We start from the raw sequence: 19,641 nt of genomic DNA, 5'->3' as shown, positions 1-19,641 counted from the left end.
ATAGCACAGAGGTTAAAAATTTTCAATTGCAGAAAGAAAAAAGAGCGAATGTTAAAGTGCGAATGGCGAAGTACGAAGTTCGACATTCGGCACTTGACATTCGTACTTCCTATCGTTCGGCATTCGAACTTTTCAACATTCGTATTTTCCAAAATTCTTTTTTCAAATTTTACTATTTATTGCAAACTCTTCATACAATAATTATGAAAGGGGGAAATTTTTCTTCTTTTAAAAAAGTTATTGAAGAGGTAAAAATGGAAAAACTTTTTAACATTACCCTACGAAACGACTACGCATTTAAGAGGGTGTTTGGATCTGAAGAGAACAAAGATATTCTACAGGATTTTTTGGAATGTATACTGGATATTCCGTCTGAGACCATCGCCTGCTTGGAACTTCTTGATAAGGAGTTTCATAAGGATGCTATAAGCGATAAAACAGGTATTTTAGACGTAAAATTACGCCTAAAGAACAACACAATTATTGACATAGAAATTCAGAATAGGTGGAACAGTGAGTTTGCTCAACGAACTATTTTTTATTGGGCCAAAATGTACACGGAAAATCTAAAAACAGGTGAAGTGTATACAAAACTGCCTAAATGTATTACAATAAACATAGTGGGTGAAGGCTTTGATTTAAACAATCTTATTCACAGCGAGTATAATGTAGTTGAAAAACATTTACACGATAAGCTTTCCGATGAGCTTGAAATCCACTTTTTAAACCTAGCCAAGGTTAAAGATCAAGAAAATATTGAGCATGATGAAAAGAAAAAGAAACTTTATAATTGGCTGAAATTTATTGAAACCTATGACCCGGAGGTAAGAAAGATGCTGGCACAAGAATCTCCTATGATTGCAAAAGCCGATGCGGCAATACAAGTAATGGAAATGAGCCCTAAAGAAAAATGGCTCTATGAAAACCGGATGAAATATGAACACGACAAAGCCTCATGGAAACATGTAGGTTATCGAGAGGGGTTTGATCAAGGTGCATACCAAAATAAACTTGAAACTGCAAAACTATTAAAGCAGCTTGGAGATCCAATCCAAAAAATTGTACAAGTTACAGGCCTTCCCGTTGAAGAAATCGAGAAATTATAAATTAGGGGAGAGAAACAAGGATGTCCGATTCAATAACTGCCACGGACGGCGGTGGTTCCATGCTTTTTAGAGAGTTTTGCTGTCAAGCAAAACTCTAAGCTTAAAATCGGACACGGATGTCCGATTTTAACCGAACCCCTTGTCTTTCTCCTACAAAAGTGCTATAAAGTAAAGAGTTTCTTACAAGGACTTTAAAATCATGGATGGGTTAAAAAAGGCGCCTCACATAACTTTATACATTCTTTTCTTTTTTTTGTTTTATCTTTCGAGCGTTAAGCATATAGAAGTTTTAATACTCTGGGTTCTTATAGTTATTTCCATGATCTTGATTTTTTCGCCTGAAAGAATTAAAAACTTAAAATCAGTTTTGGGTGTGCTGCCCTTTGTGATAATGGTGCTCCTTCCCTTTTTTATCCGCGGTTTTTACAATGTGCCGATAGAGCAAAGATATTTTTCTGCAAAGCTCATTCTCCGCCTCATGTGTGCGATGATGACGATTTCATTTATTTCTTCAAAATACTCTTACCTTTATTTGGTCGAAGGCGTGATGAAGCTCGGCCTTCCCAATTTCTTAAATCAAATTATTTCCCTTACCTTTAGATATTTCTTTATGGTAAGGACAGATATAGATAAGACCGCAAAGGCGATGAATGCCCGCTGTTTTGACAATGCCCGTACCTTTTCAAAGGTTTCAACCTACGGAGAAATGATAGGCGGCTTTTTTTTGAAGGCGGCGGATCACGGCGACAAGGTTTATAATGCCATGAGGGCTCGGGGCTTTACCTCCGAAACCCAATTTAAGCCCGAAAAAATATCCTCGCCCCTCTATATAGGCCTTCTTGTCTTCTTTGTTTCGCTCTTCGCGAGTCTTATAATAATGGAAAGATTTATGGAGATCCCATGGCTGTTTTAATCGAAAATTTATCCTACACCTATCCCGACGGAAGGAATGCAATACACAATATAAATGCTCATTTTGAAAAAGGAAAAAAGACTGCCGTGGTCGGTCTAAACGGTTCCGGTAAGTCAACCCTTCTTTATCATCTTAATGGAACGATTTCGCCTCAAACGGGAAGGGTGAGCATCTTGGGAGAGGATGTTTCCAAAAAGAGTTTAAATTCGATAAGAAAAAAATCGGGCTTCTTGTTCGATTATCCCGATCATCAGCTTTTTTTGACAAGCGTCTACGAGGACATAGGTTTCGGTCTAAAGAACTTAGGTATGGATAGGGGAGAAATAGAAGCTGCCGTAAACCGTATCTTAAAAAAGCTTAACATTGAGCACTTAAAGGATTATTCGCCCTATCAGCTCAGCTTGGGGCAAAAGAAGATTTGTGCCATAGCCGGCGTCCTTGTTATGGAGCCTGAAATCATCGTATGCGATGAGCCCTTTTCGGGGCTTGACAGCAAGGTAAAATCTGCCTTTAAAGCTATCTTGGACGATTTTTCTAAAGAAGGAAAGACGATTATTTTTTCGACCCACGATCAGGATTTTTGTTATGAGTGGGCCGATAATGTTTATGTTATGAACGAGGGAGAGATGATTGCAGGAGGAGATGCTGTGAGCGTTTTTAATAATACGGAAGTGCTGCAAAAGGCCGGCATAGTTATGCCTAAACTTGCAAGGCTTTTCGGCCATAAAAATCCGGCCCCGCGTTCTGTTGAAGATGCCTTACATTTATTGTTATAGGGTATAGGAGGTTTGATAAACAGCTCGGTACAAATCGTGCCTCACTGTTTATCTGCCGAGTTTTGTGCTTTGCACAAAACATCGTTTATTTTATGCGGTTTATAAACAAACCGCTTGAAAAAACTTTTTTCGCAAATTGCTATTTGCTGCAAAAAGTTTTTATGGGAGGATGTTATGCATATATCCGATGGAGGATTATCGACGGCGGTTTGTGCCGTGGGTTATGCGGCTAGTGCTGTAGGAATTGCGCTTGCCGTCAAGGGAACAAAAGAAGAGGATATCCCGAAAATAAGTCTTATGGCGGGAACTTTTTTTGCTATTTCGTTAATTATGATTCCGATACCGCCGAGCTCGGTTCATCCGCTTATGTGCGGCCTGATAGGGATTATTCTTGGGCGTAAATCGCCCCTTGCGTTTTTTCCTGCCCTGCTGCTGCAAGCTCTCTTGTTCCAGCACGGCGGGATTACAACGCTGGGAGCCAACACCTTGATGCTTTCCGTTTCTTCGATATTATCGGCAATTATTTTTTATAATTGGAAGAGCGATAATGTGCTTTTAAAGGGAATGGTTATCGGGGCTCTTTCCGTAATCTTTGTTGTTTTGGTTTTGTCGGTTCTTCTTATGACGGGAGGAAGTTTTGCAAAGGAGACCTTTATAGCCCTCTTTGTTTCTCACTCCGTCGTCATGGCGGTCGAGGCTGTAATTACCGGCTTTGCCGTCAAGCTCATGATGAAGGCGAGACCCGACTGGTTTAAAAGGAATTTATAAAAAAATTCCTTAATTAATTTGATTTTTTAATAGAAGGTAAATTATGAAAAAATATGCTTTAACATTATTGTTTTTATTTGTTGTAAGCCTTGCAGCTTTTTCTCATGCAATGTTTTTGGAGCTAGTCGAGCCGGGAGTTTTTCAGGTACAGTATGACGGAGGCGGCTTTACACCCGGCACCAAGGTTATCCTTTATTCAGACGGAGGCTTTGATGTAATTCAAGAAGGTGAAGTAGACGGTAAGGGTTTTTACCGCTTTGATCCCTCTCTTAAAGTAATGTCGGCAGAAGCTTCTGACGGGGCAGGCCATGTTGCCTATTGGGAAGCAAGCGAAGAAGAAATGTCAGAAGAAGGAACTTCAAAAGAAGTCGAATCTTCCGAAGCCGCTTCCGAGGCTTCTGCAGCAAAACCGAAACGAATCAAAACCAAAAGACCGAGTAAGCTCCCAATAATTTTGACCGTTTTAAATACCTGTGCAATTGTTTTTCTGTTCTTTGAATTTAGAACTTTTAAAAAGAAGGTATTAAAATAAGTGTCTGAAATATCGCCGCTCATTTAAACTTGAGTTTTGCTTGTATTATGAGCGGCAAATTTTTCTACCATAGTATTTTTACGATTTATATGTTACACTATAAGTATTATAATAGGTAAGGAGGTCTTATAATGTCATATGAAATTTTAGAGAAACGCATAAAAGCTTTACCTCAGTATTATTATCAAGAACTTGTGAATTATCTTGACTATCTTACTGAAAAAGTAGCTAAAAATAAAGCCTTATCGGAAGAAGATACCTTGAATAAGATGAGTGATGCAAGTATTCAAACAGCATGGGAGTATCTTAAAGATGACACGTGGTGATATTTATATGATGGATTTTGGTATGCCGTTTGGGAGTGAACCGGGCTTTACACGACCTGTAATTATTATCCAGTCAGATAAAGAAAATTTAAATTGTTTAAATACTAAACTTGTTATTCCTCTTACATCAAATACTTTATTATCCGATTATCTTGGTAATGTATTTATTTCTAAAAATGAATCAAAACTTCCAAAAGATTCTGTAGCATTAATTCACCAAATAATGGTAATTGATAAAAAACGATTATTACATCGTGTAGGTAAACTAAATCAATTAGTATTAGGTAAAATAGAAGCTGCAATAGACTATGTAACTAAAGAATAAATACAATATTTATATCGAGTTATGTCATATTAAAAAAGGCTAGGAGACATAAAAAGCCTCCTGCAAAAAGAAAGACCGGATAAAAAATTCCTGTTGCGGCTATGCTGCTTCCGATAAGCATTCCTATCGGCGAAGATATTTGAATCAGCACGGTATTAAAGGCAAAAAATCTTCCTGAAAATTCGGGATCTACTTTTTTTTGGTAAAGGCTTGTTACATGGACATTAAAGAGTCCCATACTAAAACCCGCCGATAGGGCCGATAAGCTTACAATACTGCCAAGTAAAATTACATTAAATAAAAAGTTGTTTTCTCTTAAAAAATAAAAATAAAAACCTAAGATCAAAAAAGAAAGAGACTGCAAAATCAAAGTAAATAATTTTACATTTTTACCTGAAACTTTTTGGGAAGCAAGACTGCCTAGTATATTCCCTATTCCTATGCCGAAAAAACAAATTGAAGAAAAAAGGGTTAAAAAAGATTTTTCGTCTTTTAAAAAATTATTTATAAAAGCAAAACCTGTCTGCCAATTAAGAGTAAAAACCGTCTTAAACTGATAGGTAAGTATATTCGAAAAAATAGGTGTACAAAAAAAGTTTAAACATGAAGCCAGCAAGGCTAGACTTAAAAGTTCTTTTTCGCCTAAAACATAGCGGTACCCGTCGAAGATTTTTTTTAACTTTGAATCGGTTTTCTTTTGTTCATCTTTCTTTTTAAAATCATAGCGGATAAAAATCTCGGATAGGGCCGATATAAAAAAACTTAGAGCATTGATCAAAATACAGAGCTCGCAGCCTAGAAGCATCACAAGCCCTGCCGCAAAGATAACGGCAAGCATCGAAATTAAGCTTCTGCTCATTTCCAAAACCGAATTAGCCTTTTTTAAATTTTCTTTATTTATTAGTTCGGGTAAAATTGCCCTGCTTGCCGGTTTAAAGATTGCTAGACAAAAGCCTTGCGAAACACTTATAAGGCAAAATAAAAATACCTTTAAGTTAAAATCTAAATTTACCGCAATCAAAAATAGAATAAAAATATTTAAAACAAATTGAGCCAAGTCGCTTAAGTATAAAAGCTTTTTTTTGTTAAAGCTGTCTACAATTGAACCCGAAAAGAGCGAAAAAACAATTCTTGAAAATTTGGCTGCAGAATAAACAAGGGCGAAATTTACAGGATTATCGGTTTGAAGAGCAACCCAGATAGAAAGGGCTACGCTTCCTATCTCATCTCCTATCAGCGAAGTGATTGTACCGAAATAAATTAAAAATAAATTACTCTTTTCCGTTCTTTTTTGAATTTGCATACAAGTATTCTAACATTTGAGGTCGGGGGTGTCAACTCAAAATTCCCAGATACCGATTTCGCGGTATTTTAAAGCCGCCGAAGCGCCTTATGTTTTCGGAAGGGATTTGGGCATCGATTAAAAGGCCTTTTTTGTTTTTAAAAAAGTCTTGGGAAAAGAGGGCAAAGGCGGTTTTGGAAGCTCCGCTTACCTTGCTGAACATGGACTCGCCTATAAAGACCTCGTTTATGTAAAGCCCGTAAAAGCCGCCTGCCAATTCGCTGCCTTGCCAAGCTTCAACTGAGTGGGCAAAGCCTAATTTATGAAGGAGCCTGTAAGCTTGAAGCATGTCATCTGTGATCCAAGTTCCTTTTTGTCCCTCTCTTTTTATTAGGGCGCAGTTTTCTATAACTTCATCAAAGGCCGTATTTTGCGTTATCCTAAAATCGGCTTTTTTTATTTCTCTTTTTAATCGGGACGGAATATGAAAGGAATCTTTGTTTATAACAAAGCGCAAGGAAGGGGAAAACCAAATTATAGGGTCTTCTTCCGAAAACCAAGGAAAAAAAGAATGTCTATAGGCCGAAAGAATCATGCCGGGTGAAAGGTTCCCTCCCGATATAATCTCATCATCTTGGGATTTTTGAATATAATCTTCTTCACCGAAGGCCTTGTTAAAATCAAAAAAATCATCGCTTTCAAGCCAAGGAAAATCCTTTTGACTTCTTTTTAAGAGTATATTTTTTTCACCGGAACTTAAAAGCGATAATGAAGAAAAACCCGTCAACATTGTTTTTAAGTATTAAGCCCTTTATTTTACGCTCAAAACCAAATAGGGCTTTTTAGTCTTATCCCCGATACGGCATTTTACGGAGCTTCCTTTTTTTGTTTCTCCGAAAAGAATCATATCGGTTAAGGGCGTTACAAATTCGTCCTCGACAAGGCGGGCCGCATTACGGGCTCCGAATTCTTCCGAATAGCCTTTTTCGGCTAAAAGAGGAATGACATCTTCTTCAAGCTCAAGAGAAATTTCTTTTTCGGCGAGCTGGGAGCGTATTTTTTCTACTTCCTTTTTGATGATGAGGCTCATAACCTGCATCGTAAGGGGGCCGAATTTTATGATTGCATCAAGTCTGTTTCTAAACTCAGGGGTAAAGGTCTTTTCGACAGCCTCATCTACGGCCGATTCCGAAATGCGCTCTCCTCCGAAGCCTATCAAGGGTTTTCCTATATTTGAAGAGCCTGCATTGCTTGTCATAATAAGAATTATATTGTTAAAGGCTGCCTTCCTTCCCTGATTATCCGTGAGGGTTGCATAGTCCATAATCTGTAAAAGAATATTATAGATGTCTGCATGAGCCTTTTCTATCTCGTCCAATAGAAGAACCGCATTAGGGCTTTTTTGTACGGCAGAGGTTAAAAGGCCTCCTTCTTCAAAGCCTACGTAGCCGGGGGGTGAACCTATGAGGCGGCTTACCGTGTGCTTTTCCTGATATTCGCTCATATCGAAGCGGAGGAGGGGGATACCCAGCTCTTCTGCAAGGGTCTTAGCCAGCTCGGTTTTGCCCACACCCGTGGGGCCGACAAACAAAAAGTTTGCAACAGGCTTATCCTTAGAGCGGAAACCGGCTCGGGAACGTTTTACAGCCTTGGTAACACCCTCAATGGCGGTATCTTGGCCGAAGATCTTTTTTGAAAGAATTTCTTCAAAGTGCCGAAGCTTTTCCGTCTCGTTTACCGAAACCCTTTGTTCCGGAATCTTGGCCGTTTTTGCAACTATCTTGTCTATGTCGGAAAGGCTTACCTCCGGCAAAGTTCGTTCCTCAAGGCTTTTTTCATCAGCTTCATTTTCGTTTTTTTCTTTATCGGCTCTTATCTTAATCAGGGCTCCGGCCTCGTCTATAAGGTCTATGGCCTTGTCGGGTAAAAACCTGTCCCTGATATGAAGGGCCGAAAGATGGACTGCCGACTCCAAAACCTCATCGCTATAGTGAACCTTATGAAAATTCTCGTAAGTTTCGCGAAGGCCTTTTAAGATTTTAACGGCTTCTTCTTCATTCGGCTCTTCAATGTCTATTTTTTGGAAACGCCTTGCAAGGGCTGCATCCTTTGTAAAATACTTATTGTATTCTTCAAAGGTTGTAGCTCCGATACAGCGAACCTTTCCATTCGATAAAATAGGTTTTAAAAGATCAGGGGCTTCAATTCCGCCTCCGCCTGAGTTTGCATTTACTACGGTATGAATTTCATCTATAAAAAGAATGGCGTTTTTTTCCTTCGATACTTCCATTACTATTCTTTTTAGTCTTTCTTCAAAGTCTCCCCTGAATTTGGCTCCGGCCAAGAGATCCGATAGGCTTAAGCTGTAAATATTTGCATTCTTTAAAAAACTGGGAACCTTGTTTGCCGTAATTCTTTGAGCAAGCCCTTCGGTTATAGCCGTTTTTCCGACCCCTGCTCCTCCCACATGAATGGGATTGTTTTTTTGTTTGCGGCATAAAATCTGAATAGTTCTTTCTATTTCTTCTTCCCTTCCGATGATGGGAGAAAGGCGGCCCTTGCGGGCTTTTTCGGTTAAATTTACCGTAAACCTTTCAAGATAAGTTTTTTGTGCCTTGTTTTTGTCGTGTTCGGGAGCGTTTTTTTCTTCAACATTATTAGGAGTTGAACCTTCTTTTAAGGCCGGATTTTCTTGGACATCTTCGGTCTGTTCATAGGCACTCTTAGTTTTACCGTCATCATAAAAGTCGGGGCTGCTTACCAGCTGTAGGAGTCTCAGGCGGTCTATGCCGCTTTGCTTCATAAAAAAAGAACAATGATTTTTTTCCTCATCCATAAGGCTCACGATTATGTCGTTAATGCCTATAACCGGTTTTTCGGCAGCATTGCAGTTTAAAATCGCCCTTTCAAAAACATTTTGCAGGCCTACTGTTTGAATCGGTTCTGCCCGGTTATTTTGTGTTCTTACCGGAATCTTATTTTCAAGGTAGGTGTTTAGGTTATCGTGGATATAGCCAAGATCGGAACCTGAAAGGGTAAAAAGCTCTAAGGCCTTAGGATTGAACATAATAGCCCACAACAGGTGCTCCGGAGTTACAAATTCGTGATTTCGTTTTTTTGCATCCTCGACAGCATCTTGAAAAATGCGTCTGACAGTTATACTTACCGTAAAATTCATACTTTTTCAACCTTGCATTGCAGCGGAAAATTATTATTCTTTGCTGCCGTTAATACTTGGAAGCACTTTGTTGTTGCTATGTCGTATACATAGATACCAACAGAGGCTTGTCCCGTTTTGTGAACCTTAAACATCAAAGATTCGGCCTCTTCCGCCGACTTGTTAAATATAGAAATAAGGACGGCCACAACAAAATCCATTGGGGTAAAATCATCATTAAGAAGAATAACTCTATAATTTTCCGGTTCTATAAATTTCTCGGAAATAATAGTGCCCTTTTGAGTTTGTTTTTTTAGTTCCATACATATAAAGTACTGTAAAAATACATATTTTACAAGCAATTTTTTATTTTTTTAATAATATTCCGTGATAAAGTAAGAATTTTTATAAAAAATTCGATATATTTGCAAAAAAAGGAAAAAGAATCTTGATATTTTGACATAATGTGTTATACTATAATGCAATGAGTCGTAATAATTGTGAAGTTAAAAAGATAAAACCTATCAGTATTGCTAGAAAAAATGCGGTAATGGAAAGGGTTTTTGAACTTATATATACTAAATCATCATTTTTGCTTTTAGGGCATGAGCACGCTGATGAGGATTGTATATCCTCGGTTGTGGCCTTCGGCTTGTTGTTGCGTAAATTCGGAAAGACGGTAAATGTGTTTTTGGAAGATCATGTACCCGACAATCTTTCTTTTTTTGCGGATATTTGCAGATACAATTCTATTTCTTTGTTTGTTAAAGATGTGACTGAGGCCATAAATCCCGACGTTGTCGTTATTTTGGATACTCCTAAGCCTGATATGATAGCTTCAAATGACGATATTGAAGTTTTTTTAAAGGACGCTGCAGTTCCTAAGGTTGAGATAGATCATCATTTTACTGCCGATGCAGGATATTCGGGCGATGAGGGGTACCGGCTGACGATGAGAGCTTCAAGCACATGCGAAATAATAGGCCAAATGTGCTTAAAACTGGAGCATAAGCCTGACATTCTTAAAAAATACGCTATAACCGATCTTTATTCCCGAAATATAGTTCTTGCCATGCTTACCGGCATGATAGGGGATGCAAAGATGGGGAACTATCTTTTTAAGAAGCGTGATAAGGTTTTTTATGATTACTTTTTAAAGAAATTTAACGGCATTCTCAGTGAGCAATTTAATAAGGGCTCAGGAAATATAAGCTCTGTTAAAGAAATATTGGAGCTCATAGAAAAGCTTTCAGACGAAGATGCCAAACTTTACAATGAGATAATGAAGAATGCTTTATATGACGGGCGTATAGGAACGATAATATTGGACGAAAAACAGTCTGAAGCCTTAAGTTCAGGAATTGATTATAATCAATTTTTGGGTGTCATAAAGAGGGCTACAGATGATATAGCAGAGAAGGCTCATGGAGTCGGTATATCGGCATACTTTGACCCGGCTGAAGTGTCGGATAAAATTCAATTTAGAATAAGAGCTTCCGGAGATGTAAAGGGAATTGATGTAAGGCCTATTTTAGATGAATTTAATATTACGGATGGCGGAGGCCATCCCGGTGCCATAGGCTTTAGGTTTCCCAGAACGGAAATCAAAGATCTTCCCGGCTATGTAGATAAAATTTCTAAAAAAGTTAAAACCCTTATTCCGCAATGACAGCTCAAAAAATAAACTATGACAGGCTGATGCAGGATACAATAAAAAATTTAGGTTCAAACGATAAGACCTTATTGCTTCACTCCTGCTGTGCACCTTGCAGCTCTTCCGTTATCTTAAAGCTTGCTCCTTTTTTTAAACTGACTATTTTCTACTATAATAGTAATATCGATACTTCTGAAGAATATGAAAAAAGAGCCCAAGAGCAAAGGCATCTTATTTCCATATATAATGAAGAAAAGCTCTCATCTCACAGGATAGAAATAATAAAAGAGGCCTATGACCCGCAAGAATTCCGTGAAATTTCCCAGGGTTTGGAAGACTGTCCTGAAGGGGGTGAAAGATGTATGCGCTGCTACCTTTTAAGGCTGAAAAAAACTGCCGAAAGGGCTAAAAAAGAAGGTTTTGATTTTTTTTCCACAACCCTTTCCGTAAGTCCTCTAAAAAATGCGGAAAAACTTAACTCTATAGGTCTTTCCCTCGAAACCGAAAACTGTAAATGGCTTCCCTGTGATTTTAAAAAACGCAACGGCTACCTTGATTCCATAAATTTAAGTAAAAAATACGGCCTTTACAGGCAGGACTACTGCGGCTGCGTTTACTCCAAACGATAAAAAATTAGTTATTTTTATCCTTATAATTTAAGTTTTAGAATTGACTATATACTTAATTCCTGTTATAATGGAAGCCAAAGTAATCAATCTATTGACTAAAAATAATAGGAGGTCAAAAGTGAAACTTGAATTAGGTATTATACCCATTAACGACATGAAATTTGGAAACAAAACAGCTGTTAATGGAACATGCCTTGAAGTAAACAAAGCTGAACTTGAGGCTCTTATCAAGGAAGATCCGCTTGTAACCGGTGTTGAATTGCACATTGCAAAGCCCGGCGATAACACCCGAATTATCCCTGTAAAAGATGTTCTTGAACCCCGATGTAAGGTAGAAGGCAGCGGAGTTTGCTTCCCCGGTTTCTTTACCGGCGAAGAGGCTGTTGTTGGAGCAGGTAAAACCCACGTATTGAAGGGTGCTGCTGTAGTTACAACCGGAACCGTTGTAGGTTTCCAGGAAGGTATCATCGACATGAGCGGCCCGGGTGCCGAATATACACCCTTCTCAAAGACCGTTAACCTCGTTGTTGATTGCAAGATCCAGGACGATGTTACCCGTGCTATCAAAGAAAAGGCCTTACGCCTTATGGGCTTAAAAACAGCCAGATATCTCGGAGAAGCTGCTAAAAACGTAAAACCCGCTTCTGTAGAAACCTACGAAACACTTCCCTTCGTAGAGCAGGCTAAGCAATATCCCAACCTTCCCAAGGTAGGTTATGTTTACATGCTCCAGAGTCAGGGACTTTTACACGACACCTACTACTACGGTATCGATGTAAAGCAGATTCTTCCCACAATCATGTATCCTACAGAAGTTATGGACGGTGCAATTGTAAGCGGTAACTGCGTTTCTGCCTGCGATAAAAATCCGACCTATGTTCACCAGAACAGCCCCATTATCCATGAGCTCTATAAGAGACACGGAAAAGACATCAACTTCATGGGTGTAATCGTTACAAACGAAAACGTTACTCTTGCAGACAAGGAAAGATCTTCTAACCTTTCAGCAAAGTTGGTTCAGATGCTCGGCTGCGATGCAGTTATCGTTTCTGAAGAAGGTTTCGGAAACCCCGATGCCGACTTGATCATGAACTGCCGCAAGATCGAAGAAATGGGTATCAAGACCGTTCTCGTAACCGACGAATATGCCGGTCAAGACGGTGCAAGTCAGTCTCTTGCTGACTCAAACCCCTTAGGAAATGCAGTAGTTTCTAACGGAAACGCAAACGCTGTTGTAAAACTTCCCCCTATGAAGACCATCATCGGAGATGTAAAACAAGCAAACGTTATTGCCGGTGCTTGGGAAGGAAGTTTACATGCCGACGGAACAATCGAAGCTGAAATTCAGGTTATTACCGGTGCTACAAACGAGCTCGGATTCTGGAATCTTAGCGCAAGAGGAATATAAGGAGTTAAGCTATGAGTAAAGTAATTGTTCATTATATCAATCAGTTCTTTGCCGGAAAAGGCGGAGAAGACATGGCTGACTACAAACCGGAGGTTATTGACGGAACAGCAGGTCCCGGTGCCGGAATTCAGGGTGCCTTGGGAGATGCAGGAAAGATCGTCAAGACCATTATCTGCGGTGATAACTATTTTAACGAGCACGAAGAAGAATGCTTGGCCTTTGTTAAAAAGGTTCTTACAGATGCAAAAGCAGACCTGCTTATTGCCGGTCCCGGATTTAACGCCGGACGATACGGTATGGCTTGCGGTAACGCAGCAAAGGTTGCCTTTGAGCTCGGTATCCCCGCTATTTCAGGTCTCTATGAAGAAAACCCCGGTTATGATGTATTCAAAGCCTTTATGTACACAATCAAGACAGGTAACTCTGCTGTAAGCATGAGAGAAGCCGTTCCTGCTATCGGAGCTTTGGCTAAAAAGATTTTAACAGGCGAGTGCATCTGCTGCCCCGAAAAAGAAGGTCTCTTACCCAGAGGCGTACGCCAAAACTACTTTGCAGAAGAAAGAGGTGCAAAGAGAGCTGTTGACATGCTCATCAAGAAGATTAAGGGTGAAGAGTTCGTAACGGAATATCCGATGCCCGTATTCGACAGAGTACCTCCTCAGCCTGCCGTTAAAGATATTTCCAAGGCAAAGGTTGCATTGGTAACCTCAGGCGGTGTTGTGCCCAAGGGTAACCCCGACCACATCGAAGCTTCAAACGCTTCACACTACGGCGAATACTCAATCGCAGGTATGGCCGCTCTTTCATCAGCCGACAGCGAAACAGCTCACGGCGGATACGACCCGACCTATTGTAACGCAAACCCCAACCGAGTTCTTCCGGTAGACGTTTTGCGCGACATGGAAAAAGAGGGAAAGATCGGAAAGCTTCATGACAAGTACTATACAACGGTAGGAAACGGTACCGCTGTAAAGCGCTCAAAGAAATTTGCCGAAGAATTTGTTCAAAAGCTTGTGAACGACGGAGTGCAGGCTGTAATTCTTACCTCCACGTGAGGCACATGTACTCGTTGCGGTGCAACGATGGTTAAAGAAATCGAGAGACATCTCCCGGTAGTACATATTGCAACTGTTGTTCCTATCTCAAAGACTGTTGGTGCAAACAGAATTGTGCCGGCCGTAGCTATTCCTCACCCGCTCGGTGATCCTAAAATGAACGACGCAGATGAGAAAAAACTCCGCCGCTCCCTTGTTGAAAAAGCGTTAAAAGCTCTTGAAACACCTGTTTCCGAGCAAACCGTTTTTTAATTTAGCTTTTTAAACTAAAGCCCCCAAGCCTCTAAGGCAAGGGGGCTTTTTTTATTGTTAGTTTGTAAATTCCTAGTTTTTTCCGATTTTAAGAAGGCGGGTGAAAAAATCGTCTTCATCTTCGGTGTGGGCAATCTCAAAAATTATCTTTTCTTGACAATTTCCTAAAAGTTTCTTTCTTTCGCTGCGGTAGCGTTTAACGGTTTCTACATCCATTCCGGCTTCTATTTCGTCTATGAGTATGATATCGGCTTCCTTTGCGCGGGCAAAAAGTTTTAGAGCGAGGAGTTTTTTTCTCATGCCGCCTGAAATATTTTTTGCATTGTCTTCGAGGATAAAATTTAAAAGATCTTCATCGGTTTTTGTTTTTGAAAAATCCCATGTCTTTAAAAAGCTTGTGATATCTTTCGCTGTAAGGCCCGTTTTTATAACTTCAAAATATTTTTCGATTGTTTCATTTAAAATGAACTCATCCTGACTTATATAAAGAATTTTATGCTTTTTAAATTGAGATGAGTATTCCGTTATATTTTTTCCGTTGATGAGGATTGAGCCGCTTGCGGCTTCAAGAAGACCTGCCAAGAGTTTTAAAAGAGAGGACTTTCCGCTTCCGTTTTTGCCGCAGATTCTCACTCTGTCTCCCGGATAAAAAGTCATATTGAAATTATTTAATAAAGGTTCAGGCATTTGTGCGGTTTTTGGTTTTTCATCATTATCCTGATTATAGCAAAAGGAAAAATTTTCGAATGCAAGGGATTGCAATGTTTCCCATTTTAAAAATTTTTCTTCCGAATCTTTTTTGCCGAGTTTTAGTATTTCTTCTATGTGCTCAAATGCAGGGAGATTTGCATAAAAGGACGATATCAGTTGCTCGGTCTGGGTGCTGAAAGAAAATATCATGTTCGAGATAAAAAACAAAAACAATAAGTCTCCTGTTGAAGTATTTTTACTTAAAACTATAACCAAGGATAGGGCGAGGAGGGTAAAAACCATGTTGATGTTTGTCAAAAGATTTTTTAAAAAGACTTGGATAAAATCATTCTTACGGGCAATCTTGATAAAATTTTTAAGCAGTTTTTCATGTTTTTCTTCAATGTAGCCTTCCAAATCGTTTGTTTTAAAGAGTTCTATCGAATCAATAAAGTAGTTTGTAAGGGCGTTAGTTTTTTTTAGTTCTGTATTTACATTTTGCGAATTCTTTTTTATTGTTTTTCTTGCCGCTAAAGAAATCAAAAAGCCTGCACCCGACATAAGAAGGAGTAAAGCGCTCAAGGCGGGGTTTAAGACTGAAACAAAAATTAAAAATAGAGCAAGCATTAAAAGATTTGAAAAGATCTTGATTCCGAAAAGCGTGAGATTTGAAAAAACGCTCATGGTATCATTGAATAAAATATTTTTAATCTTTTCCCTTCCTGTATTGCTTATTTTTTGAAAAGGAGCATTTACGATGCTCTTAAAAATATTATTCCTGACACGTAATAAGATTATTCCGCCCGCCTTGTCCAATAATTGATACCAAAAAACATTTAAAAAGTTTCCTGCCAATAAACAGCATGTATATAAAAAAATATATAGGGCAAAGGCTCCGCCCCCTATTCCTTCTCTCGTTTTATCGATGAAAAATTTAAAAAGGAGGGGGAGGGTTATTTCAATGCAGGCAAGAAGAATGGTAAAAAAATAGATAAGGGAAACTAAGGCCTTGTTTTCTTTCCAAATTTCTTTGCAGTATTTAAAAAATAGTTTCATGTATTTCTCCCTTTATACGCTCTTTGTACAGCCGATATCAAAAAGCATTATACCCGTAAAGACGCTTTAATGGAAGACAGTTAAAAATTACATACACTCCGTTGATTTATTAACAACTTCCGCTCTTGTAGACAAATTTTTACTTTTAGTGTATCATCTTAAAATACTTTTTTTTGAGGAAAAAGATGGATTATATTGAAAGTCTTTTTAATAAGAATTTTTTGGAATATGCAAGTTATGTTATCCGCGACAGGGCTATCCCCGACCTTGAGGACGGCTTAAAGCCCGTTCAAAGGCGAATTTTACATTCTCTTTTTGAGATGGATGACGGGAAGTTTCACAAGGTGGCAAACGTTATCGGGCATTGTATGAAGTACCACCCTCACGGTGATGCTTCCATAGGAAACGCCCTCGTGGTTCTAGCCTCAAAAGAACTTTTTATAGATACTCAAGGGAACTTCGGAAATATTTTTACAGGCGATGAGGCATCCGCTCCACGATACATAGAGTGCCGCGTAAACGAATTTGCAAAGACTATCTTTTATAATCCCCATATAACCGATTATACCGTTTCCTATGACGGAAGAAACAAGGAGCCCTTAGCCTTTAGGGCCAAGCTCCCCGTAGTGCTTGCGATTGGAGCCGAGGGTATTGCCGTAGGTATGTCCACAAAGATTTTGCCCCATAATATTCTCGAAATAATAGAAGCCGAAAAAGCTTTTTTAAGCGGAAAATCCTTTGCTCTTTTCCCGGACTTTCCCACGGGAGGCTTGATCGATGTTTCGGAATACGAGGACGGCTTGGGCAAGGTCTTGGTTAGGGCCAAGCTCGACACCTCCGACGAGAAAAGAATAGTAATAAGGGAACTCCCCTTCGGCAGCACTACCGAAAGCATGATTAACTCCATAGAGACCGCTTCAAAGGCCGGAAAGGTTAAAATTTCGGAAATAAGCGACTACACGGGCGAAAAGGTCGAGATTGAGTTAAAGCTCCCCAGAGGAGTTTACTCGGCCGATGTGGTGGATGCCCTCTATGCCTTTACCGAATGCGAGCAGTCCATTCCCTGTAACCTCTTGGTCATAAAGGACAATCTTCCGGTTCAAATTACCGTAACCGATATAATAAAATATCACGCCAAGCAGCTGGTGCAAATTTTAAAGGATGAGCTTGAATACGAAAAAGCCATGCTGACCGACCGCCTCCACCTGCGAACCCTTGAGCGCATTTTTATAGAAGAGCGCATATACAAAAAGATTGAAACGATGAAGACGGCCGAAGGAGTCATCAATGCGGTTATCAAGGGCTTTGTTCCATTTAAAAAGGAATTAATCCGCGAGGTAACCGAAGATGATGTCGACAAATTGCTTAAAATTCCTATCCGCCGCATATCGCTTTACGATATAAACAAGAACCGTGAAGAGGTTAGGGAGATAAATAACCACTTAAAGGAAATTGCCAAACTATTGAAGAACTTAAAAGGCTATGCTATTTCGGTTTTGGACGGAATTGCGGCCAAGCTTCCGGCAGAGGAGTTTAAACGCAAGACCGAGATTACCGGCTTTACAAAGGTTGACGTAAAAGAGGCCGTAACAAGGGACACCGCCCTCCGCTATGATGAAGAAACAGGCTATCTCGGCACCTCCGTTACCACAGGAAAAGAGATTTTGCGTGTCAGTCCCTACGACCGCATCTTTATTTTGAGAAAGAGCGGGGTTTATACAGTAATGGATGTACCCGACCGCGTCTTTGTCGATACGGGAATGTGGTACTGCGGTTTTGCCGAAAAAGAAGAACTTTCGAAGGTGCTCTTTACGGTAATTTACCGCGATTCCAAGACGAAGTACGCCTATATAAAGAGGGCGAGGGTAGAAGGCTACATCCTAAACAGAGACTATCTTTTTGCTCCCGACAACACTGAGGTGCTCTTTGCAAGTACAAAGCCTAAATTTTCTTTTAAGCTCAACTATGCGCCGAAACCGAGAGTCAAAAAAATCGAAGAAGAATTTAAGGCCGACTCTTTCGCCGAGAAGGGCTTAAAGGCTCAGGGCGTGCGCCTTTCGGTACGAGAGGCTCTTTCTGCCGAAGAATTGACAGAAAAAAAATCCCTGATTAAAAAGGCTCAAGAGAAGAAGAGCGAAATGATTTTCCCTGAAAAAGACGGCGAAGAGTCTTCTTCCAAGAAAAAGACTACAGTCTCCAAGAAAAAAGCCGAAACAAAAAAGACCGTTAAAAAGGATCCTCCTCTAAAAGAGAAAAAAGAAGCCGTAAAGAAAACTAAGGCCGAAAAAGAACCTAAGACAGTCAAAGCCGAAAAGAAGTCTAAGGCCCGCAAATCGGAGACGGCAGAAGGCATCCAGAAGACTTCAAAAACAGGGAAGAAAAAAACATCCGATAAATAAGCCGGCTTTTTAGTCAAGAAATAAGATTTTTTTGATTTCTTCCAAAAGTTTAAGCTGTTGTTCGGCTCTGGCTATACCTTCTATTGCGGGATCATAGCGTTTGTCTATCGTTAAAATTTCCTGCCAAAGCTCTATAGCCTTTTCATAGTTTTTATTGTTATACTCTTTTAAGGCTTGAACATAGAGTTTTTTTATTGTGTTCAGCCTTTCATCCCGTTTATCTTGGCCTAAAAGAAGTTTTACACCGACACTTATACGGCTGATATTTGTAACCTGACTGGACAGGTCCAGTGTATAATTTGCAGAAATTTGAATACCTGAAAAATTGACCTCTCCGCCCAAGGTGAATCGAGGGTTTCCTCCCTTAATACCGAAACCCGTTAGAAGATTGAAATGCCTTGTAATTGAAAACATAAATCCTAAACTTCCATAGGGCAGTCCTGAGCTTTTTATGTTTGCAACATTCACCCCCTGATTTACGTCTATTCCGAATAAAAAGAAATCTACAGGTCGATATGCAAAGCCTAGAGAGATATATGAAGGAGGTATGTCACCTCTTATGGGTGCACCGAAGTTTTTTAAGCTAAGACCGAAGTAAAAATTCGGCTCATCACTGTAAAAAATTTTTGCAAGATTGGCTCTTATCATAAGTCCAAAGTCGCCAAGGACTGCATATCCGTTTTGTTGCGATGCATTTTTATGCTGCTTTTCGGGATGATCTAAATCTGCTGCTTCTTCCTGTCCCGAAAAAGGCGGCATAGACCTTATTCCCGCTTTTAGATTTCCACCAAGGCTTATACCTTTAAAATCATAGCCCGCAAAAAAATTATAGGCTATATTTGCGGTTAAAAAGGTTTCACTGTAATATCCGGAGGCCTTTTTTTCTCCCAGGGGGCCATATTCTGTAAAGGGAATATAAAAACATCTTAGAGATGTTCCCCAGCCCAGATGGTTTTTTCTTTGTGTATAGCCTACCGTTTCGAGCTTAGAATCGGCTATCCAGCTATTGTGCAAAACGTTTAGTTCGGTTTCCTTTAAAAGAGCACTTGCAGCAGGGTTTGCATCGAAAAAACTTATATCGTTTGAAAGAGCCGTAAAAGCTCCTCCCAGCCCTTCAAAGCGGCCTCCTGAGGGAATCAAAAGGGAACGGAAGGCTGTCTCTCCTTCAAATTTTTGTGTAAAGATATCGAAAATTGACGATACTCCTGAATAAAAATTTGAAATATCTGCACAAAAAAGCCCTGTTTTTGAAAAAATGAGAAAAATAATTATGCAAACGGCTTGAAAAATTCTCTTCATATTTATACTATTAT

Annotated in this window: 18 protein-coding genes; 12 read left to right on the top strand and 6 right to left on the bottom strand. The window is 39.5% G+C overall.

Features of this window, described 5'->3' with window-relative positions; all coding sequences use genetic code 11:
- Positions 1-254: 254 nt before the first annotated feature.
- The 7 genes from E4O04_RS11025 (at position 255) to E4O04_RS10995 (ending at position 4,746) form a co-directional block, all read left to right on the top strand.
- Complete coding sequence (locus tag E4O04_RS11025) at positions 255-1,106, top strand: Rpn family recombination-promoting nuclease/putative transposase (protein ID WP_253708008.1); 852 nt, start codon at positions 255-257, stop codon at positions 1,104-1,106.
- Between the two features lie 199 nt (positions 1,107-1,305).
- Complete coding sequence (locus tag E4O04_RS11020) at positions 1,306-2,019, top strand: energy-coupling factor transporter transmembrane component T family protein (protein ID WP_253694218.1); 714 nt, start codon at positions 1,306-1,308, stop codon at positions 2,017-2,019.
- Positions 2,007-2,795, top strand: a complete 789-nt coding sequence (locus E4O04_RS11015) for an energy-coupling factor ABC transporter ATP-binding protein (RefSeq protein WP_253708005.1) — start codon at positions 2,007-2,009, stop codon at positions 2,793-2,795. The genes E4O04_RS11020 and E4O04_RS11015 overlap by 13 nt, the downstream gene beginning before the upstream one ends.
- A gap of 174 nt (positions 2,796-2,969) precedes the next feature.
- Positions 2,970-3,563: a CbiM family transporter gene (locus E4O04_RS11010; protein WP_253708002.1), complete on the top strand. Its 594-nt coding sequence runs from the start codon at positions 2,970-2,972 to the stop codon at positions 3,561-3,563.
- Positions 3,564-3,606: 43 nt separating this feature from the next.
- Complete coding sequence (locus E4O04_RS11005) at positions 3,607-4,095, top strand: hypothetical protein (protein ID WP_253707999.1); 489 nt, start codon at positions 3,607-3,609, stop codon at positions 4,093-4,095.
- A 131-nt stretch (positions 4,096-4,226) separates the two neighbouring features.
- Complete coding sequence (locus E4O04_RS11000; RefSeq protein WP_253694223.1) at positions 4,227-4,421, top strand: hypothetical protein; 195 nt, start codon at positions 4,227-4,229, stop codon at positions 4,419-4,421.
- The gene (locus E4O04_RS10995) at positions 4,408-4,746 is read left to right on the top strand and encodes a type II toxin-antitoxin system PemK/MazF family toxin (RefSeq protein ID WP_253694225.1); all 339 of its coding nucleotides are present in this window, start codon (positions 4,408-4,410) and stop codon (positions 4,744-4,746) included. Before E4O04_RS11000 ends, E4O04_RS10995 begins: the two co-directional genes overlap by 14 nt.
- Positions 4,747-4,765: 19 nt before the next feature.
- On the opposite strand, the gene E4O04_RS10990 is transcribed toward E4O04_RS10995, so the two are convergent.
- The 4 genes from E4O04_RS10990 to E4O04_RS10975 are packed head-to-tail and all read right to left on the bottom strand — an operon-like array spanning position 4,766 to position 9,508.
- Positions 4,766-6,049, bottom strand: a complete 1,284-nt coding sequence (locus E4O04_RS10990) for an MFS transporter (RefSeq protein ID WP_253707996.1) — start codon at positions 6,047-6,049, stop codon at positions 4,766-4,768.
- Between the two features lie 31 nt (positions 6,050-6,080).
- Positions 6,081-6,818, bottom strand: coding sequence for a leucyl/phenylalanyl-tRNA--protein transferase (aat, locus tag E4O04_RS10985; RefSeq protein WP_253707993.1), 738 nt, complete (start codon positions 6,816-6,818; stop codon positions 6,081-6,083).
- A gap of 21 nt (positions 6,819-6,839) precedes the next feature.
- Positions 6,840-9,206, bottom strand: coding sequence for an ATP-dependent Clp protease ATP-binding subunit ClpA (clpA, locus tag E4O04_RS10980; RefSeq protein ID WP_253707990.1), 2,367 nt, complete (start codon positions 9,204-9,206; stop codon positions 6,840-6,842).
- On the bottom strand, positions 9,203-9,508 hold the full coding sequence (locus E4O04_RS10975; RefSeq protein ID WP_253707987.1) for an ATP-dependent Clp protease adaptor ClpS: 306 nt from the start codon (positions 9,506-9,508) through the stop codon (positions 9,203-9,205). The genes clpA and E4O04_RS10975 overlap by 4 nt, the downstream gene beginning before the upstream one ends.
- Before the next feature lie 161 nt (positions 9,509-9,669).
- On the opposite strand from E4O04_RS10975, the gene E4O04_RS10970 reads away from it, so the two are divergent.
- The 4 genes from E4O04_RS10970 (at position 9,670) to grdB (ending at position 14,183) form a co-directional block, all read left to right on the top strand.
- Entirely contained in the window at positions 9,670-10,854 is a 1,185-nt protein-coding gene (locus tag E4O04_RS10970; protein WP_253707985.1) for a DHH family phosphoesterase, read from the top strand.
- Positions 10,851-11,468 carry an epoxyqueuosine reductase QueH gene (locus E4O04_RS10965; RefSeq protein ID WP_253707983.1) on the top strand — a complete coding sequence of 206 codons (618 nt, stop codon included), beginning with the start codon at positions 10,851-10,853 and terminating at the stop codon, positions 11,466-11,468. The genes E4O04_RS10970 and E4O04_RS10965 overlap by 4 nt, the downstream gene beginning before the upstream one ends.
- 118 nt (positions 11,469-11,586) lie before the next feature.
- The gene (locus E4O04_RS10960; RefSeq protein ID WP_253707980.1) at positions 11,587-12,876 is read left to right on the top strand and encodes a glycine/sarcosine/betaine reductase component B subunit; all 1,290 of its coding nucleotides are present in this window, start codon (positions 11,587-11,589) and stop codon (positions 12,874-12,876) included.
- An 11-nt stretch (positions 12,877-12,887) separates the two neighbouring features.
- Positions 12,888-14,183 carry a glycine reductase complex selenoprotein B gene (gene grdB / locus E4O04_RS10955; protein ID WP_253707977.1) on the top strand — a complete coding sequence of 432 codons (1,296 nt, stop codon included), beginning with the start codon at positions 12,888-12,890 and terminating at the stop codon, positions 14,181-14,183.
- 72 nt (positions 14,184-14,255) lie between these two features.
- Here the strand turns inward: grdB and E4O04_RS10950 are convergent, their stop codons facing one another.
- Positions 14,256-15,929 (bottom strand): ATP-binding cassette domain-containing protein, encoded by a 1,674-nt coding sequence (locus E4O04_RS10950; RefSeq protein WP_253707974.1) that lies wholly within the window; start codon positions 15,927-15,929, stop codon positions 14,256-14,258.
- A gap of 185 nt (positions 15,930-16,114) precedes the next feature.
- Between E4O04_RS10950 and E4O04_RS10945 the strand changes: the two genes are divergently transcribed.
- On the top strand, positions 16,115-18,328 hold the full coding sequence (locus tag E4O04_RS10945; RefSeq protein ID WP_253707972.1) for a DNA topoisomerase IV subunit A: 2,214 nt from the start codon (positions 16,115-16,117) through the stop codon (positions 18,326-18,328).
- A gap of 9 nt (positions 18,329-18,337) precedes the next feature.
- Here E4O04_RS10945 and E4O04_RS10940 read toward each other — a convergent pair whose 3' ends face one another.
- On the bottom strand, positions 18,338-19,627 hold the full coding sequence (locus tag E4O04_RS10940) for a UPF0164 family protein (RefSeq protein WP_253707969.1): 1,290 nt from the start codon (positions 19,625-19,627) through the stop codon (positions 18,338-18,340).
- Between the last annotated feature and the right edge of the window lie 14 nt (positions 19,628-19,641).

It is taken from the genome of Treponema sp. OMZ 799, assembly GCF_024181365.1.
In the GTDB taxonomy this organism is placed as follows: domain Bacteria; phylum Spirochaetota; class Spirochaetia; order Treponematales; family Treponemataceae; genus Treponema_B.
Note: the sequence above shows the minus strand (reverse complement) of the source record. Positions and strands in the feature narration are given on the sequence as shown.

Excerpts from the sequence above, each read along its gene's own strand:
- E4O04_RS11025 (WP_253708008.1), top strand. The coding sequence starts at position 255 with ATGGAAAAACTTTTTAACATTACCCTACGAAACGACTACGCATTTAAG.
- E4O04_RS11020 (WP_253694218.1), top strand. The coding sequence starts at position 1,306 with ATGGATGGGTTAAAAAAGGCGCCTCACATAACTTTATACATTCTTTTC.
- E4O04_RS11015 (WP_253708005.1), top strand. The coding sequence starts at position 2,007 with ATGGCTGTTTTAATCGAAAATTTATCCTACACCTATCCCGACGGAAGG.
- E4O04_RS11010 (WP_253708002.1), top strand. The coding sequence starts at position 2,970 with ATGCATATATCCGATGGAGGATTATCGACGGCGGTTTGTGCCGTGGGT.
- E4O04_RS11005 (WP_253707999.1), top strand. The coding sequence starts at position 3,607 with ATGAAAAAATATGCTTTAACATTATTGTTTTTATTTGTTGTAAGCCTT.
- E4O04_RS11000 (WP_253694223.1), top strand. The coding sequence starts at position 4,227 with ATGTCATATGAAATTTTAGAGAAACGCATAAAAGCTTTACCTCAGTAT.
- E4O04_RS10995 (WP_253694225.1), top strand. The coding sequence starts at position 4,408 with ATGACACGTGGTGATATTTATATGATGGATTTTGGTATGCCGTTTGGG.
- E4O04_RS10990 (WP_253707996.1), bottom strand. The coding sequence starts at position 6,049 with ATGCAAATTCAAAAAAGAACGGAAAAGAGTAATTTATTTTTAATTTAT.
- aat (WP_253707993.1), bottom strand. The coding sequence starts at position 6,818 with ATGTTGACGGGTTTTTCTTCATTATCGCTTTTAAGTTCCGGTGAAAAA.
- clpA (WP_253707990.1), bottom strand. The coding sequence starts at position 9,206 with ATGAATTTTACGGTAAGTATAACTGTCAGACGCATTTTTCAAGATGCT.
- E4O04_RS10975 (WP_253707987.1), bottom strand. The coding sequence starts at position 9,508 with ATGGAACTAAAAAAACAAACTCAAAAGGGCACTATTATTTCCGAGAAA.
- E4O04_RS10970 (WP_253707985.1), top strand. The coding sequence starts at position 9,670 with ATGAGTCGTAATAATTGTGAAGTTAAAAAGATAAAACCTATCAGTATT.
- E4O04_RS10965 (WP_253707983.1), top strand. The coding sequence starts at position 10,851 with ATGACAGCTCAAAAAATAAACTATGACAGGCTGATGCAGGATACAATA.
- E4O04_RS10950 (WP_253707974.1), bottom strand. The coding sequence starts at position 15,929 with ATGAAACTATTTTTTAAATACTGCAAAGAAATTTGGAAAGAAAACAAG.
- E4O04_RS10945 (WP_253707972.1), top strand. The coding sequence starts at position 16,115 with ATGGATTATATTGAAAGTCTTTTTAATAAGAATTTTTTGGAATATGCA.
- E4O04_RS10940 (WP_253707969.1), bottom strand. The coding sequence starts at position 19,627 with ATGAAGAGAATTTTTCAAGCCGTTTGCATAATTATTTTTCTCATTTTT.